Source organism: Aquabacterium soli, assembly GCF_003933735.1.
Lineage (GTDB): Bacteria > Pseudomonadota > Gammaproteobacteria > Burkholderiales > Burkholderiaceae_C > Aquabacterium > Aquabacterium soli.
Genome location: NZ_RSED01000003.1, coordinates 237,948 through 253,882 on the forward strand (window position 1 = coordinate 237,948; position 15,935 = coordinate 253,882).

The window sequence follows — 15,935 nt, forward strand, 5'->3', positions numbered from 1 at the left end:
GATGGGGCTTTCTAAGGAATGCGAATGCGTTGTATGCGGTGGATGTTCAGCGTTGGCGGAACATGGTGCGGGCAATGACGTTCAGTGCCAGCACGCCGACCGTGATCAGGAAGACACCGGCCCAGGCCAGCTTCTGCCAGTTCTCGTACGGGCTCATGGCGAACTTGAAGATGGTGACCGGCAGGCTCGCCATCGGTTGGCTCAGGTCCGTCGTCCAGAACTGGTTGGACAGCGCGGTGAACAGCAGCGGTGCCGTCTCGCCCGAGATGCGGGCCACCGCCAGCAGGATGCCGGTGATCACGCCGGCACGGGCCGAGCGCAGGGTGATGGTGCCGATCACGCGCCACTTCGGCGTGCCGAGGGCGTAGGCGGCTTCACGCAGCGCGGCGGGCACCAGCACGAGCATGTTCTCCGTGGTGCGGATCACCACCGGCACCACGATCAGCGCCAGGGCCAGCACGCCGGCGAAGCCGGAGAAGGACTTCATCCTGGCCACCACGACGCTGTAGATGAACAGGCCCACCACGATGGACGGTGCCGACAGCAGGATGTCGTTGATGAAACGGGTGACGCTGCCCAGCCAGCCCTTCTGGCCATACTCGGCCAGGTAGATGCCGGCCATCACGCCCACCGGCGTGCCGATCAGCGTGGCCAGACCGACCATGATGAACGAGCCCATGATGGCGTTGGCCAGGCCGCCCGCGTCCATCGGCGGCGGCGTCATCTGGGTGAAGGTGGCGATCGCCAGACCGTCCATGCCCAGCCGAACGGTCTCGATCAGGATCCAGATCAGCCAGACCAGGCCAAAGGCCATGGCCCCCAGCGACAGCGTCAAGGCGATCGCGTTGATGCGCTTGCGGGCGGCGTGTTTCTTCAGGCGCGTGGCCTGCAGGGTGGCAGAGGTGCTCACGAACGGGCTCCTTCGGACTTCTTGAGACGGGCCAGCAGCACCTTGGAGAAGGCCAGCACGACAAAGGTGATGAAGAACAGGACCAGGCCGAGGTAGATCAGCGAGGCCTGGTGCAGGCCCTCGCCGGCTTCGGCGAACTCGTTGGCCAGGGCCGAGGTGATGCTGTTGGCAGCCTCGAACACCGACAGGGAGTTGAGCTGGTTCATGTTGCCGATGACGAAGGTCACGGCCATGGTCTCGCCCAGGGCACGGCCCAGGCCCAGCATGATGCCGCCGACCACACCGGTCTTGGTGTAGGGCAGAACGACCTTGCTCACCACTTCCCAGGTGGTCGAACCCAGGCCGTAGGCCGATTCCTTGAGCAGCGGAGGCGTCACCTCGAACACGTCACGCATCACCGACGCGATGAACGGGATGATCATGATCGCCAGGATGATGCCGGCCGACAGGATGCCGATGCCGACCGGCGGGCCGGAGAAGAAGGCCTCCAGCAGGGGCACGCCCACCGTCAGGTTCTGCAGCGGCTGCTGAACGTAGGTGGCCAGGATGGGGCCGAACACCAGCAGGCCCCACATGCCGTACACGATGGAGGGCACGGCCGCCAGCAGTTCCACCGCGATGCCCAGCGGGCGCTTGAGCCAGGCGGGCGACAGCTCGGTCAGGAACATGGCGATGCCGAAGCTCACGGGCACGGCGATCAGCAGCGCGATGAACGAGGTCATCAAGGTGCCGTAGATCATGACCAGGCCGCCGTAGGACTCCTGCACGGGGTCCCACTCGGTGCTGGTCAGGAAGCCCAGTCCGTATTTTTCGATGGCGGGCCAGGCGCCCACGATCAGCGAAATGATGATGCCGGCCAGCAAGGACAGCGTCAGGATGGCCGCAGAGCGGGCCAATAGCGCGAACACGGTGTCGGCCCAGGGGGAAGGACCGCGGCGCGAAGGGGGATTGCTCATGGGTGAGGATCGTTTTTGTCGAGAGGCAGATCCGAAATCATCGGCATCCGCCGGCAAGGTGGCACTCATGGTCAACCTCCGTCCAGGCCTTTGAAGGCATTGTTCGTGTCAGCAAAAGGCCGGAGCCCTGTGGCCAGGACCCCGGCAATGGTCTGTGAGACCAGATTTACTTGTAGGAAACAGGCTTGCCTGCGGTGTCCACCACGGTGGCCCACTGCTTGCGAACCAGGTCCTTCACGGACGTGGGCAGAGGAACGTATTCGAGATCGACAGCGGTCTTGTCGCCGTTGTTGTAGGCCCATTCGAAGAACTTCAGCGTGGCCGCGCCCTGGGCAGGCTTGTCCTGCGACTTGTGCACCAGGATGAAGGTGGCGCCGCTGACAGGCCATGCGTCCTTGCCAGCCTGGTTGGTCAGGATCTGGTAGAAGCTCTTGGTCCAGTCGGCGCTGGCGGCAGAGGCCTTGAAGGCGTCGTCGTTGGGCTGAACGTAGGTGCCGGCCGCGTTGCGCAAGGCCACGTGCGACATCTTGTTCTGCTTGGCGTAGGCGTATTCCACGTAGCCGATCGAGTTGGGCAGGCGCTGCACGAAGGCCGACACGCCTTCGTTGCCCTTACCACCGGCACCCGTGGGCCAGTTCACGGCGGTGCCTTCACCGACCTTGGACTTCCACTCGGCGTTCACCTTGGACAGGTAGTTCGTGAAGATGAAGCTGGTGCCGGAGCCGTCGGCGCGGCGGACCACGGCGATGGCGGCATCAGGCAGGGGCACGCCGGGGTTCAGGCCGGTGATGGCCGCGTCGTTCCACTTCTTGATCTTGCCCAGGTAGATGTCGCCCAGCACTTCGCCGGTCAGCTTGAGCTGGCCCGGGGTGATGCCCTTGACGTTGATCACGGGCACCACGCCACCGATCACGGTGGGGAACTGCACCAGGCCGTCCTTGGCCAGGTCTTCGTCCTTCAAGGGCATGTCGGAAGCACCGAAGTCCACCGTCTTGGCCTTGATCTGCTTGAGGCCTGCGCCGGAGCCGACCGACTGGTAGTTGATGCGCACGCCCGTGGCCTTGTTGTAGGCGTCAGCCCACTTGGAGTACACGGGAGCGGGGAAGGTAGCGCCCGCGCCGGTCACGTCTTGGGCCATGGCAGCGGTGGCAGCCAGGGTGAGAGCAGCAGCCACAGCGGTACGGATCATGTGGAATTTCATTCTTCGCCTTTCAGGGGTCGAGTGACAACAAAGTTGAACGCTGCGGACTGTAGGCATCAATTGTGACCAACTCATGACATGCGCCGGAATCGTTGTCATATGCGAAAAAGCCACCTGTGCATTCGACCCTGATTCAGGATGACAGCGGCTGTCATGTTTCAGACATGGAACTGTCATGTGACAAGTCTAAGGTGCTTGGCAGTCCGCCAACAAGGCGGCTTGAACAACCTCCCAAAGGAAGTCCTTCCATGAACCTGTCCTTGCGCCACCCTCTGGCCGCGGCCTGCCTGGCCTTGGCGACCCTGTCCACCTCTGGTCTGGCCCATGCTGCCGACACCGCCGTGTCGGTGGCCGCCCAGACGGCTGACCTGTCGACGTTTTCCCGCCTGGTGAAACAGGCCGGCCTGGAAAGCACGTTGAACAGCGGCGCTTTCACCGTGTTCGCGCCCAGCGACGAAGCCTTCAAGGCCGTGCCCGCCGACAAGCTCGACACGCTGGCCAAGGATCCGGAGCAGCTCAAGGCCCTGCTGACCTACCACGTGCTGTCGGGCAAGACCACCTCGGCCGCCATCGGCGAGAACAGCACCCCGGCCACCGTCAACGGTGCCAAGCTGGCCCTGTCGCGCGCCGGTGATTTCGTCACGGTGGACGATGCGATGGTCACCAAGGCCGATGTGGCCGCTGGCGACAGCGTGGTGCACGTGATCGACCGCGTGCTGACCCCGCCGAAGAAGTAAGGCTCAACAGGCCCATCGGCGGTCGCCGCCGTGGGCCATGCGGAGCATCACCCCCTGAGAGCCTGTGCCAGGCGTTCGCAGCAGCGATCGGCCAGCCCAGGCTCTCTCGCTTCCACCATCAGGCGCAGCAGCGGTTCGGTACCGGACGGCCGGATCAACACCCGCCCCTGCCCGGCCAGCTCCTGCTCCACCGCCACCTGGGCGGCCTTGAGCGACTCGCTCGACTTCCAATCTTGCCCGGGCTGCAGGCGCACGTTGATCAGGCGCTGCGGGAACAGCGTCACATCCTCCAGCCACTGCGACATCGAGCGCCCACTGCGCACCACGGCCTGCAGCACCTGCAGCGCACTGACGATGCCATCGCCCGTCGTGTGGCGGTCCAGGGCAATCAAGTGGCCTGAGCCCTCCCCTCCCAATTGCCAGCCACGGCTGATGAGCTCTTCGAGCACATAGCGGTCACCGACCTTGGCCCGCACGAATGGCACCTCGCGGGCCTTCAGGGCCAGCTCCACCGCCATGTTGGTCATCAAGGTGCCCACGGCGCCCGGCACGGCCTCGCCCCGGTCGAGGCGATCGGCCACCATCATGTAAAGCACTTCGTCGCCGTTGTAGAGGCGTCCCTGCTTGTCGACCAGTTGCAGCCGGTCTGCATCGCCGTCAAGCGCGATGCCATAGTCGGCATGGTTGGCCTTGACGGCCCGGATCAGGGCCTCGGGGTGTGTGGCCCCTACACCCTCGTTGATGTTCAGGCCGTCGGGCGAACAGCCGATGGCATGCACTTCGGCGCCCAATTCGTGGAACACATGCTTGGCCACGTGATAAGCGGCGCCATTGGCGCCATCGACCACCAGCTTCAGCCCCTTGAGCGAGAGCGCCGAATCGAAGGTGCTCTTGCAGAACTCGACATAGCGGCCGCGTGCGTCGTCCAGGCGCTTGGCCTTGCCCAGTTCTCTCGATGCCACCCAGGTGGGTGGCTGCTCCAGCGCCGCCTCGACGTCCAGCTCCCACTCGTCGGGCAGCTTTTCGCCGCGGGCAGAGAAGAACTTGATGCCGTTGTCCGCGAACGGGTTGTGCGAGGCGCTGATCACCACGCCCAGGTTGAGCCGCAAGGCACGTGTCAGGTAGGCCACGCCCGGCGTGGGCAGCGGCCCGGTCAGCAGCACATCAACCCCGGCCGAGGCAAAGCCGGCTTCAAGCGCGGATTCCAGCATGTAGCCGGAAATGCGCGTGTCCTTGCCGATGAGCACCGTGGGGCGCTTTTCGGTGCGCCTCAACACCTGACCCACCGCATGGCCCAGCCGCAGCATGAAGTCTGGCGTGATGGGGGCCTGGCCCACGGTGCCGCGGATGCCGTCCGTGCCGAAATACTGTCTGCTCATGGTGCGTTCGTTGTGATGCGGGCCTCGTGGCCCGAAAGGAGAAGGACGGATTATCGCGCCGGCCCGAGGGCACCGCCCGCCGCCTGCCACACCGCCAGGGCATCAACCATGGGCGCCACGTCGTGCACACGCACCACCCGCGCCCCTTGGGCCACCGAGGCCAGCGCTGCCGCCAGACTGGCCGGCAGGCGTTCACCGACGGCACGGCCGGTCACGGCCCCCAGCGTGGATTTGCGCGACCAGCCCACCAACAAGGGCTGGCCCAGTGGCAGCAACTCTGCCTGGCGCTGCAGCAGGGCCAGGTTCTGTGCCGGAGTCTTGCCGAAGCCGATGCCTGGGTCCAGCGTGATGCGCTGGGCGGCCACGCCCAGGGCCCTCATGCGTGCCAGGCGAGCCTGCAGAAAATCACGCACCTCTGCCACCACATCCTCGTACTCGGTCTGCGACTGCATCGTGGCCGGGTCACCGCGCATGTGCATCAGGCACAGGCCGCACGATGGGTGCGCGGCCACCACCTGCTCCGCCCCAGGGGCCGCCAAGGCGCGGACATCGTTGATGATGTCCACCCCCAGCTCCAGCGCACGCTGCATGACCTCGGTCTTGCAGGTGTCCACCGAGATCGGCACGCCGAGCTTCACCGCTTCGGCCAGCACAGGTGCCAGGCGCTGCCACTCGTCATCAGGGGCCAGGATGGCGGCGCCCGGCCGGGTCGACTCACCGCCGATGTCCAGAATGTCCACGCCCTCCTGCACCAGGCGCTCGCATTGTGCGAGGGCCGCCCGGGCATCCGCATGCTGGCCGCCATCCGAGAAGGAATCGGGCGTGACATTGACGATGCCCATCACACGCGGGCGGCTCAGGTCGATGGCGAATCGGGTGGTTTGCCAGAGCATGGGAATGAAAAACGGGGCTTGCGCCCCGTTCCTGGTGAGCCGGATGGAACCGGCTTGGTCAGCGGTCAGACTGCCGCAGGTGCGCCGTCCGCGCTCATCGGGGGCTTGGGGCCACCGCTGGGACGGTTGGACGGCTGCGTCCAGTCCTTGGGGGGGCGGGGCTCGCGGCCGGACATGATGTCCTCAATCTGCTCTGCATCGATGGTTTCCCATTCGAGCAGGGCCTTGGCCATCGCGTGCATCTTGTCCTGGTTGTCCTCGATGAGCTTGCGCGCAATGGCGTATTGCTCGTCGATGATCTTGCGGATCTGCTGATCGACCTTCTGCATGGTCTCTTCGGACATGTTGGTCGTCTTGGTGATCGACCGGCCCAGGAAGACCTCGCCTTCGTTGTCGGCATAGACCATGGGGCCCAGCTCGTCGGTCATGCCGTAGCGGGTGACCATGTCGCGGGCGATGGCGGTGGCGCGCTCGAAGTCGTTGCTGGCACCCGTCGTCATCTGGTCCATGAAGACTTCTTCAGCGATGCGGCCACCGAACAGCACGGAGATCGTGTCGAGCATGCGGATCTTGTCCATGCTGTAGCGATCGCCTTCAGGCAACTGCATCGTCACGCCCAGCGCACGGCCACGCGGGATGATGGTGACCTTGTGCACCGGATCGGTCTTGGGCAGCAGACGCGCCACCAGGGCGTGACCGGCCTCGTGGTAGGCGGTGTTCTTGCGCTCTTCCTCGGGCATGATCATGGACTTGCGCTCGGGACCCATCATGATCTTGTCCTTGGCCTTCTCGAAGTCCTGCATGTCGACGACGCGCGCATTGCGGCGGGCGGCGAACAGCGCGGCCTCGTTGACCAGGTTGGCCAGATCGGCACCTGAGAAGCCCGGGGTGCCACGCGCCAGGATGTCGGCGCGCACGTCCTGGCCCACGGGCACCTTGCGGATGTGCACGTTCAGGATCTGCTCGCGGCCACGCACATCAGGCAGCGTGACATAGACCTGGCGGTCGAAACGGCCAGGGCGCAGCAGGGCCGGGTCGAGGATGTCCGGGCGGTTGGTGGCGGCCACCACGATCACACCCAGGTTGGTCTCGAAGCCGTCCATCTCGACCAGCATCTGGTTGAGGGTCTGCTCGCGTTCGTCGTTGCCGCCGCCCAGGCCCGCGCCACGGTGGCGGCCCACGGCGTCGATTTCGTCGACGAAGATGATGCAGGGGGCGTTCTTCTTGGCCTGCTCGAACATGTCGCGCACGCGGGCCGCGCCCACGCCGACGAACATTTCAACGAAGTCGGAGCCCGAGATGGTGAAGAACGGCACCTTGGCTTCGCCCGCGATGGACTTGGCCAGCAGCGTCTTACCGGTACCGGGGGGGCCGACAAGCAGCACGCCGCGGGGGATGCGGCCGCCCAGCTTCTGGAACTTCTGCGGATCACGCAGGAAATCGACCAGTTCCTTCACCTCTTCCTTGGCTTCGTCGCAGCCTGCGACGTCGGCGAAAGTGATGTTGTTGTTGTTCTCGTCGAGCATGCGCGCGCGGCTCTTGCCGAAGCTGAACGCCCCGCCCTTGCCGCCGCCCTGCATCTGGCGCATGAAGTAGATCCACACGCCGATCAGCAGCAGCATGGGGCCCCAGGACCACAGCAGGCTCATCAGCAGCGAAGGCTCTTCGCGCGGCTTGACGTCGAACTTGATGCCGTTATTGATCAGGTCGCCGACCAGGCCGCGGTCCATCGCGGTGGCAGTGCTGCGCAGGCGCTTGTCGTCGGTGGTGACGGCCACGATCTCAGAGCCGCCCACGCCTTCCTGGATGGTCACGCTCTTGATGCGTTTGGCGCGGACCTCTTCAAGGAAGTCGGAATAGCCGACCTGGGTGCCGCCGGACGTGCTGCGATCGAACTGCTTGAACACGGTGAACAGCACAAGGGCCACCACCAGCCAGACAGCGATCTTCGAAAACCATTGATTGTTGTTCACCGCGGCTCCTTCATAACCACCACCCGGGCGACCATTGCCCTGGTTGAATCAGGCCGCACTTCCAGAACTTGGACGTGCCGGCCTTCGCGGTATGTGAGGATCATTCTAGAACAGTCAAGACCCCTTGGCGGGTTTCGCATGGTGTTACAAGCTCGTGAACAAGGGCAAAAACGCCGGGGTTATGGCGGCGATCGAGAAAATTCATCGAATTCGGCGCTTTGGCAGCCCGTTTCAATGGCGGATCAGCGTGACTTGAGACCCATGCCGACCAGAAAGGTTTCGGCAGATTTGTCGCGCGATGCCTTGGGTTTGATGGGTTTCACCACACGAAAAGACGATTTGAACAGTTCCGCCAGCTGGCTGTAGCCGCTGCCATGGAACACCTTGCACACCAGCGCACCTTGCGGCTTGAGGTGGTGTTGGCAGAAATCCACCGCCAGCTCGACCAAGTGCTCGATGCGAGCCGCATCGGACGATTCGATGCCGCTCAGGTTGGGGGCCATGTCGGAAATCACCACATCGACCAATCGATCCCCCACGGCATGCTGCAGCTGGGCCAGTACCGCTTCTTCACGGAAATCGCCCTGGATGAAGACCACCCCTTCGATGGGCTCGAACTCCAGCAGGTCCAGCGCGATGATGGCGCCGTTGAGTTCGCCCACGGCGGCGCCGCCCGCGCCGACATCCTTGGGCGCGAACTTACGGCGCACGTACTGGCTCCAGGCGCCGGGCGCGGCGCCCAGGTCCACCACCACCTGCCCCGGGTGGATCAGGCGCAGCGTTTCGTCGATCTCCTTGAGCTTGTAGGCCGCACGCGAACGAAAGCCTTCTTTTTGCGCCTGGCGCACATAGGGATCGTTGACATGGTCGTTCAACCAGGCCTTGTTGATCTTTTTGCTTTTGCTTTTGACTTTCATGGCTCGATAATAGAGGGATGCCTGCGATTGAACTCACCACTGCCGAACGCAAAGCCCATCGGGCCGATGCGCACCACCTCGACCCCGTCGTCATGATCGGGGGCGACGGTCTGACCCCCGCCGTGGTCAAGGAAGCCGATAACGCACTGAAGGCCCATGGCCTGATCAAGGTGCGCGTGCTGGGCGACGACCGCGCCGCCCGCGAAGAAATCTACGCCCAGCTGTGCGACCAGCTCAGCGCCGCGCCCATCCAGCACATCGGCAAGCTGCTGGTGCTGTGGCGGCCGATCCCTGAAAAAGCATCCGACGACGCCGAGGATCGCAAGGGCCCCGGCATCCGCGAGATCAAGATCTTCAAGTTCTCCAAGAACGGTTCCGGCCGCCCGGAGATCAAGAAGATGAAGGTGCTGGGCAACGAACGCGTCACGGCCGGCGGCCTGATCAAGCGCGCCAAGAAGCGCGTGGCCAGCAAGAAGCCTGGCTGACACAAGCTGCGGCGCTTCAAACGCCCTGGCGCGGATACCAGCGACACCTTACAAGACGACGGCGGCCCCCTGGGGCCGCTTTTTTCATGCCTTGGCAGGCGCCGTCATCAACAGCCCCTGAAGGCGCCACGCCAGCACCATCACCAGCAGCCCCTTGAGCCAGAACAGTGCCGCCGAGATGCCGTGCAGCGCGCCGAACGACAGTGCCGTCGGCTGACCGGCCTTGGCCGCCTGGATCATCGGCGTCAGCGCGTAGTGGCCAAACACCGTCAGGAACAAGGCCCCGAGGACCAGCAGCAGCGGGCCCGACATTTCCGAGAGCTTGTCGCCCTGCTCGATGCGGGCGCGCACCCGGTTGCGCTCGAGCGCGAACAGTACCACGGCGATCAGCAGGCTGGCCATGGCTTCGGCCGCGAAGATGCGGCCGGCCCCGGTGCCGGCCTGGGGCCGGTCAAGCACCGCGAACAGGCTGGGCGCGGACAAAGCCCCCACGCCCACGATCATGCCGGCCCACAGCCCGGCCAGCCAGGCTTGAAAACGCACAGTGCGGCTGTTCATGAGGCCTCAGACGTAACGGACCTTGATGACCTCGTAGTGGCGCACGCCACCCGGGGCCTGCACGGCGGCCACATCGCCGGATTCCTTGCCGATCAGCGCACGGGCGATGGGCGAGCTGATCGAGATACGGCCTTGCTTGATGTCCGCCTCGTCGTCGCCCACCACCTGGTAGGTGACCGGCTCGCCGGACTCTTCTTCTTCCAGATCCACCGTGGCGCCGAAGACCACGCGGCCGCCCGCATCCAGCGTGGCGGGGTCGATGATCTGGGCGGCCGACAGCTTGCCTTCGATTTCCTGGATGCGGCCTTCGATGAAGCCCTGCTTGTCCTTGGCAGCGTCGTACTCGGCGTTTTCCGACAGGTCGCCCTGGGCGCGGGCCTCGGCGATGGCCAGCACCACGGCCGGGCGCTCCACATGCTTGAGGCGTTGCAGTTCTTCTTTCAGCATTTCTGCGCCGCGCCGAGTGATGGGAATGGTCGACATAAGGCTCGTCTCTCGAAATTGGATGGCTCAAAAGGAACGGAGCCGCTGCCCTGTCCCCATCGCAGTGATGGGTGCCGGGCGCGGCCCACGTCGTCTCAAGTGCCCGGGGCTGGCCCGGGCGTGGTCAGTTTAGTGCAGTTTGGCGTGCAGTTCCTGCAGCGAGTACACCACCAGATCGTCCTGGTGCTTGAGCGCCTCGACGGCGGCTTCGCAGCCGGCCATGGTGGTGTAGTACGTGATCCGGTTGGCCAGGGCGGCCTGACGGATGCTGCGCGAATCGGCGATCGCCGTGCGGGTTTCGTCCACCGTGGTGAACACCAGCTGGATCTCACCGGCCTTGATGGCGTCCGCGATGTGCGGGCGACCATCCTTGACCTTGTTGACCGGCTTGACCGGCACGCCCGCAGCCGAGATGGCCGCGGCGGTGCCCTTGGTGGCCACGACGGTGAAGCCCAGGCCGACCAGTTCCCTGGCCACATCCACGGCACGTGCCTTGTCGCCATCCTTGACGGAGATGCAGACCGTGCCCTTGGAGGGCAGGCGCGAACCGGCGCCCAGTTGAGACTTCAGCATGGCTTCGCCGAAGGTCTCGCCCACGCCCATGACCTCGCCGGTCGAACGCATCTCAGGGCCGAGGACAGGGTCCACACCCGGGAACTTGTTGAACGGGAAGACGGCTTCCTTGACGGTGAAGTAAGGCGGCACCACTTCGCGAGGGGCCTTGCCATCGGGCGATTTCTGCGTGGCGAGCTTCTGGCCGGCCATGCAGCGCGCGGCGATCTTGGCCAGGGGCTGGCCCGTCGCCTTCGACACGTAGGGCACGGTGCGCGAGGCACGCGGGTTCACTTCCAGCACGTAGACCGTGGCGGCATCGAGCCCCTTGGTCACGTCGCCCTGGATGGCGAACTGCACGTTCATCAGGCCGACCACGTTCAGGGCCTTGGCCATCAGCGAGGTCTGGCGGCGCAGTTCATCCTGCAGCTCCGCGCTGAGGGTGTACGGCGGCAGCGAACAGGCCGAGTCACCGGAGTGCACGCCAGCTTGCTCGATGTGCTCCATGATGCCGCCGATCATCGTGTCGACGCCATCGGAGATGCAGTCGACATCGACCTCGACCGCGTCGTTGAGGAAGCGGTCCAGTAGCACGGGCGACTTCTCGGAGACGCGCACGGCTTCGCGCATGTAGCGCTCGAGGTCCTTGTCGCCGTGCACGATTTCCATCGCGCGGCCACCCAGCACGTAGCTGGGGCGCACGACCAGCGGGTAGCCGATCTCTTGCGCCAGTTGCAGCGCAGCCTCTTCGGTGCGTGCGGTGCGGTTGGGCGGCTGCTTGAGGCCCAGCGTGTGCAGCAGGGCCTGGAAGCGCTCGCGGTCTTCGGCGATGTCGATGCTGTCGGGCGTGGTGCCGATGATGGGCACGCCGTTGGCTTCCAGATCAAGCGCGAGCTTCAAGGGCGTCTGGCCGCCGTACTGCACGATCACGCCGACTGGCTTTTCCTTGGCCACGATCTCGAGCACATCTTCGAGCGTGACGGGCTCGAAGTACAGGCGGTCGGAAGTGTCGTAGTCGGTGGAGACAGTCTCGGGGTTGCAGTTGACCATGATGGTCTCGTAGCCGTCTTCGCGCATGGCGAGGGCGGCGTGGACGCAGCAGTAATCGAACTCGATGCCCTGGCCGATGCGGTTCGGGCCACCGCCCAGCACCATGATCTTCTTCTTGTCGGTGGGCTCGGCCTCGCACTCGCTGCCTTCGGCCTCGTAGCACGAGTACATGTAGGCCGTCTGCGTCGCGAATTCGGCCGCGCAGGTGTCCACGCGCTTGTAGACCGGGCGCACGTTCAGTGCGTGGCGGGCCTTGCGCACGTCGTGCTGGTTGGTTGCCAGCAGCTTGGCCAGGCGGCGGTCCGAGAAGCCCTTCTGCTTCAGGTAGCGCAGCTCGGCAGCGGTGAGCGTGTCCAGCTTGCGGGCACGCACATCGGCTTCGATCTGCACGATCTGCTGAATCTGGGCCAGGAACCAAGGATCGATCTTCGTTTCTTCGAAGACCTCTTCCAGGCTCATGCCGAGGCGGAAGGCATCGCCCAGGTACAGGATGCGCTCCGGGCCGGGCTCGCCGATCTCCTGGACGATCTCTTCACGGTCGGTGGAGATCTCGCTCAGGCCGTCGATGCCGGTCTCCAGGCCGCGCAGGGCCTTCTGGAACGATTCCTGGAAGGTGCGGCCCATGGCCATCACCTCGCCCACGGATTTCATCTGCGTGGTCAGGCGTGAATCAGCAGCCGGGAACTTCTCGAAGGCGAAACGCGGGATCTTGGTGACCACGTAGTCGATCGAAGGCTCGAAGGACGCAGGTGTGGCGCCGCCGGTGATGTCGTTCTTGAGCTCATCGAGCGTGTAGCCAACCGACAGCTTGGCCGCGATCTTGGCGATCGGGAAACCCGTGGCCTTGGAGGCCAGGGCCGACGAACGCGACACGCGCGGGTTCATTTCGATCACGACCATGCGGCCATCGGCCGGGTTAATCGAGAACTGAACGTTGGAGCCGCCGGTCTCGACGCCGATCTCGCGCAGGATGGCAATCGACGCGTTGCGCAGCAGCTGGTACTCGCGGTCGGTCAGGGTCTGGGCCGGTGCCACGGTGATCGAATCGCCCGTGTGGATGCCCATCGGATCCAGGTTCTCGATCGAGCACACGATGATGCAGTTGTCCGCCTTGTCGCGGACCACTTCCATCTCGTATTCCTTCCAGCCGATGAGCGATTCTTCGATCAGCAGTTCGTTGGTGGGCGACAGGTCGATGCCGCGCTTGCAGATCTCTTCGAACTCTTCGGGGTTGTAGGCGATGCCGCCGCCGGTGCCGCCCAGCGTGAAGCTGGGGCGGATCACCATCGGGAAGCCCGACCCGCCGATGTCGGCCTGGATGCTCTTCTGCACCGCCCAGGCCTCTTCCAGCGAATGGGCAATGCCCGACTTGGCCGAGCCCAGGCCGATGGAGGTCATCGCGTCCTTGAACTTCAGGCGGTCTTCGGCCTTCTCGATCGCGTGCTCGTTGGCACCGATCATCTCGACCTTGTACTTGTCGAGCACGCCGTGCTTGTGCAGATCCAGGGCGCAGTTCAGCGCGGTCTGGCCACCCATGGTGGGCAGGATCGCGTCGGGGCGCTCTTTGGCGATGATGCGCTCGACCACCTGCCAGGTGATGGGCTCGATGTAGGTGACGTCCGCCGTGTTCGGGTCCGTCATGATGGTCGCCGGGTTGCTGTTGACCAGGATGACCTTGTAGCCTTCTTCGCGCAGGGCCTTGCAGGCCTGGGCGCCGGAATAGTCGAACTCACAGGCCTGGCCGATGATGATCGGGCCGGCGCCGATGATGAGGATGCTCTTGATGTCGGTGCGCTTAGGCATTGTTCTTCTCCATCAGCGCGACGAAACGGTCGAACAGGTAGGCGATGTCATGCGGTCCGGGTGAGGCCTCGGGGTGGCCCTGGAAGCAGAAGGCGGGTTTGTCGGTGCGGGCCAGGCCCTGCAAGGTGCCGTCGAACAGCGACACGTGCGTGGTGCGCAGGTTCGCGGGGAGCGTCTTGATGTCCACCGCGAAACCGTGGTTCTGGCTGGTGATGCTCACACGGCCGTTGTCCAGGTCTTTCACAGGGTGGTTGCCGCCGTGGTGGCCGAAGGGCATCTTGTAGGTCTTGGCGCCGGAGGCCAGGGCCATGATCTGGTGCCCCAGGCAGATGCCGAAGGTGGGGATGCCGGTCTCGATCAGCTCTTTCGCGGCGGCGATGGCGTAGTCACAAGGCTCCGGGTCCCCAGGGCCGTTGGACAGGAAGATGCCATCGGGCTTGTACTTGAGCACCTCGGCAGCGGGGGTCTTGGCCGGCACCAGGGTGACCTTGCAGCCGCGTTGGGCCAGCATGCGCAGGATGTTGAACTTGACGCCGAAGTCGTAGGCGACCACGTGGAAGCGGGCATCCGTCAAGGTGCCGAAGCCGGGGCGGCCGTCGAGCTGCGTGTTGGCCAGGCGCCATTCGGTCTGCGTCCACTCGAGGGCGTCGCTGCGGCTGACCACCTGGGCCAGATCGAGGCCTGCCATGCTGGGCGCGGCCTTGGCCTTGGCGACGGCATCGGCGATCACGGCGTCGGTGATGGCTTGACCAGCAGCCAGACCGACGATCACGCCGTTCTGGGCGCCCTTGGAGCGCAGCAGGCGCGTCAACTGGCGGGTGTCGATGCCGGCGATGGCCACGGTGCCCTGGGCCTGCAGGTATTGCGACAGCGTCTGGTTCTGGCGGAAGTTGGAAGCGAGGATCGGCAGATCCTTGATGATCAGACCTGCGGCATGGACTTTCGCGGCTTCGGTGTCCTCAGCGTTGACGCCATAGTTGCCGATGTGCGGATACGTCAGGGTGACGATCTGCTGGCAGTAGCTCGGGTCGGTGAGGATTTCCTGATAGCCGGTCAGCGAGGTGTTGAACACGACTTCGCCGACCGTGTGACCGGCGGCGCCGATCGAGACACCTTGAAAGACCGTGCCGTCTGCGAGGGCCAGAAGAGCTTGGGGCAGTACGGGCAGCACGGGGTTTTTCTCCGTTGTTGTGCGCGCCCAGCTCTGCCCTGCCCGCCATCCGCTTTGAATCAACGCTTCGCCCCGAAACCGACGGCGCGAACCATGTCGGTGGGGGTGCGCAAAGCAGCGCGCAGGTCAAGTTCGGTGGAGGAAACGAGTCGGGTTTCGCTAGGCGGGGATGGTTGCGGGTAAACCTGTAGAGTATAACCCATCCTGGGTGTCCTTGCCCATCTCCGACACCCGTGTTTCCACTCCAACCATAAGGAAGTCCCCATGAAAGGCGACCCCAAAGTCATCGAGCACCTCAATGCTCAGTTGAAGAACGAACTGACGGCCACCAACCAGTACTTCCTGCACTACCGCATGCTCAAGCACTGGGGTTTCGACAAGCTGGCCAAGAAGGAGTACGAAGAATCGATCGGCGAGATGAAGCACGCCGACAAGCTGATGGCGCGCATCTTCATGCTCGACGGTCTGCCCAACCTGCAGGACCTGGGCAAGCTGCTGATCGGCGAAGACGTGCCGGAACTGCTGGCCTGTGACTTGAAGCTCGAGTCCGGCGCCCAGGGCACCATCAAGGATGGCATCGAATACTGCGAATCCGTGCGTGATTACGTCTCGCGTGACCTGCTGCAGGCCATCCTGGACGACACCGAAGAGCACATCGATTTCCTGGAAACCCAGCTGGACCTGATCGACCAGGTGGGTCTGCAGAACTATCTGCAATCGCAGATGGGCGAACTGGAGTAAGCGCTCCGGCGCCAAGCGGTTTCGCCAACTGCGACCGCTTTTGCCCCTTTGGGATGAAGGGGCACCCGAAGAGGGGGTTGTTTGCGAATCATTCACATTTAGAATGGCGCTACGTTCCCTGCTTCA

Annotated in this window: 14 protein-coding genes; 3 read left to right on the forward strand and 11 right to left on the reverse strand. The window is 64.4% G+C overall.

The window, feature by feature from the left end:
- Positions 1-46: 46 nt before the first annotated feature.
- From pstA to pstS, 3 genes are all read right to left on the reverse strand, one after another.
- A complete protein-coding gene (gene pstA / locus EIP75_RS04925) occupies positions 47-910 on the reverse strand; it encodes a phosphate ABC transporter permease PstA (RefSeq protein WP_125242120.1) in 864 nt (287 codons plus the stop codon).
- Positions 907-1,866 (reverse strand): phosphate ABC transporter permease PstC, encoded by a 960-nt coding sequence (pstC, locus tag EIP75_RS04930; RefSeq protein ID WP_233584681.1) that lies wholly within the window; start codon positions 1,864-1,866, stop codon positions 907-909. The genes pstA and pstC overlap by 4 nt, the downstream gene beginning before the upstream one ends.
- A gap of 166 nt (positions 1,867-2,032) precedes the next feature.
- Positions 2,033-3,067 carry a phosphate ABC transporter substrate-binding protein PstS gene (pstS, locus tag EIP75_RS04935; protein WP_125242122.1) on the reverse strand — a complete coding sequence of 345 codons (1,035 nt, stop codon included), beginning with the start codon at positions 3,065-3,067 and terminating at the stop codon, positions 2,033-2,035.
- A gap of 248 nt (positions 3,068-3,315) precedes the next feature.
- Here pstS and EIP75_RS04940 point away from each other — a divergent pair, with 248 nt between their 5' ends.
- A complete protein-coding gene (locus EIP75_RS04940; protein WP_125242123.1) occupies positions 3,316-3,804 on the forward strand; it encodes a fasciclin domain-containing protein in 489 nt (162 codons plus the stop codon).
- A 47-nt stretch (positions 3,805-3,851) separates the two neighbouring features.
- Here the strand turns inward: EIP75_RS04940 and glmM are convergent, their stop codons facing one another.
- From glmM to EIP75_RS04960, 4 genes are all read right to left on the reverse strand, one after another.
- Positions 3,852-5,183, reverse strand: a complete 1,332-nt coding sequence (glmM, locus tag EIP75_RS04945; RefSeq protein ID WP_125242124.1) for a phosphoglucosamine mutase — start codon at positions 5,181-5,183, stop codon at positions 3,852-3,854.
- Between the two features lie 50 nt (positions 5,184-5,233).
- Positions 5,234-6,076 carry a dihydropteroate synthase gene (folP, locus tag EIP75_RS04950; protein WP_125242125.1) on the reverse strand — a complete coding sequence of 281 codons (843 nt, stop codon included), beginning with the start codon at positions 6,074-6,076 and terminating at the stop codon, positions 5,234-5,236.
- A gap of 65 nt (positions 6,077-6,141) precedes the next feature.
- The gene (ftsH, locus tag EIP75_RS04955) at positions 6,142-8,049 is read right to left on the reverse strand and encodes an ATP-dependent zinc metalloprotease FtsH (protein ID WP_125242126.1); all 1,908 of its coding nucleotides are present in this window, start codon (positions 8,047-8,049) and stop codon (positions 6,142-6,144) included.
- A gap of 242 nt (positions 8,050-8,291) precedes the next feature.
- Positions 8,292-8,966 carry an RlmE family RNA methyltransferase gene (locus EIP75_RS04960; RefSeq protein ID WP_125242127.1) on the reverse strand — a complete coding sequence of 225 codons (675 nt, stop codon included), beginning with the start codon at positions 8,964-8,966 and terminating at the stop codon, positions 8,292-8,294.
- Positions 8,967-8,983: 17 nt separating this feature from the next.
- Here EIP75_RS04960 and EIP75_RS04965 point away from each other — a divergent pair, with 17 nt between their 5' ends.
- A complete protein-coding gene (locus tag EIP75_RS04965; protein ID WP_125242128.1) occupies positions 8,984-9,451 on the forward strand; it encodes a YhbY family RNA-binding protein in 468 nt (155 codons plus the stop codon).
- An 84-nt stretch (positions 9,452-9,535) separates the two neighbouring features.
- On the opposite strand, the gene EIP75_RS04970 is transcribed toward EIP75_RS04965, so the two are convergent.
- The 4 genes from EIP75_RS04970 to carA all read right to left on the reverse strand — a co-directional run bounded on the left by EIP75_RS04970 (position 9,536) and on the right by carA (position 15,068).
- On the reverse strand, positions 9,536-10,009 hold the full coding sequence (locus EIP75_RS04970; RefSeq protein WP_125242129.1) for a DUF4149 domain-containing protein: 474 nt from the start codon (positions 10,007-10,009) through the stop codon (positions 9,536-9,538).
- Between the two features lie 6 nt (positions 10,010-10,015).
- Positions 10,016-10,492, reverse strand: coding sequence for a transcription elongation factor GreA (greA, locus tag EIP75_RS04975; protein WP_125242130.1), 477 nt, complete (start codon positions 10,490-10,492; stop codon positions 10,016-10,018).
- A gap of 129 nt (positions 10,493-10,621) precedes the next feature.
- On the reverse strand, positions 10,622-13,897 hold the full coding sequence (gene carB, locus EIP75_RS04980) for a carbamoyl-phosphate synthase large subunit (protein ID WP_125242131.1): 3,276 nt from the start codon (positions 13,895-13,897) through the stop codon (positions 10,622-10,624).
- On the reverse strand, positions 13,890-15,068 hold the full coding sequence (gene carA, locus EIP75_RS04985; RefSeq protein WP_125242132.1) for a glutamine-hydrolyzing carbamoyl-phosphate synthase small subunit: 1,179 nt from the start codon (positions 15,066-15,068) through the stop codon (positions 13,890-13,892). Before carA ends, carB begins: the two co-directional genes overlap by 8 nt.
- A gap of 264 nt (positions 15,069-15,332) precedes the next feature.
- Between carA and bfr the strand changes: the two genes are divergently transcribed.
- Positions 15,333-15,809, forward strand: a complete 477-nt coding sequence (gene bfr, locus EIP75_RS04990; protein ID WP_125242133.1) for a bacterioferritin — start codon at positions 15,333-15,335, stop codon at positions 15,807-15,809.
- Positions 15,810-15,935 lie beyond the last annotated feature (126 nt).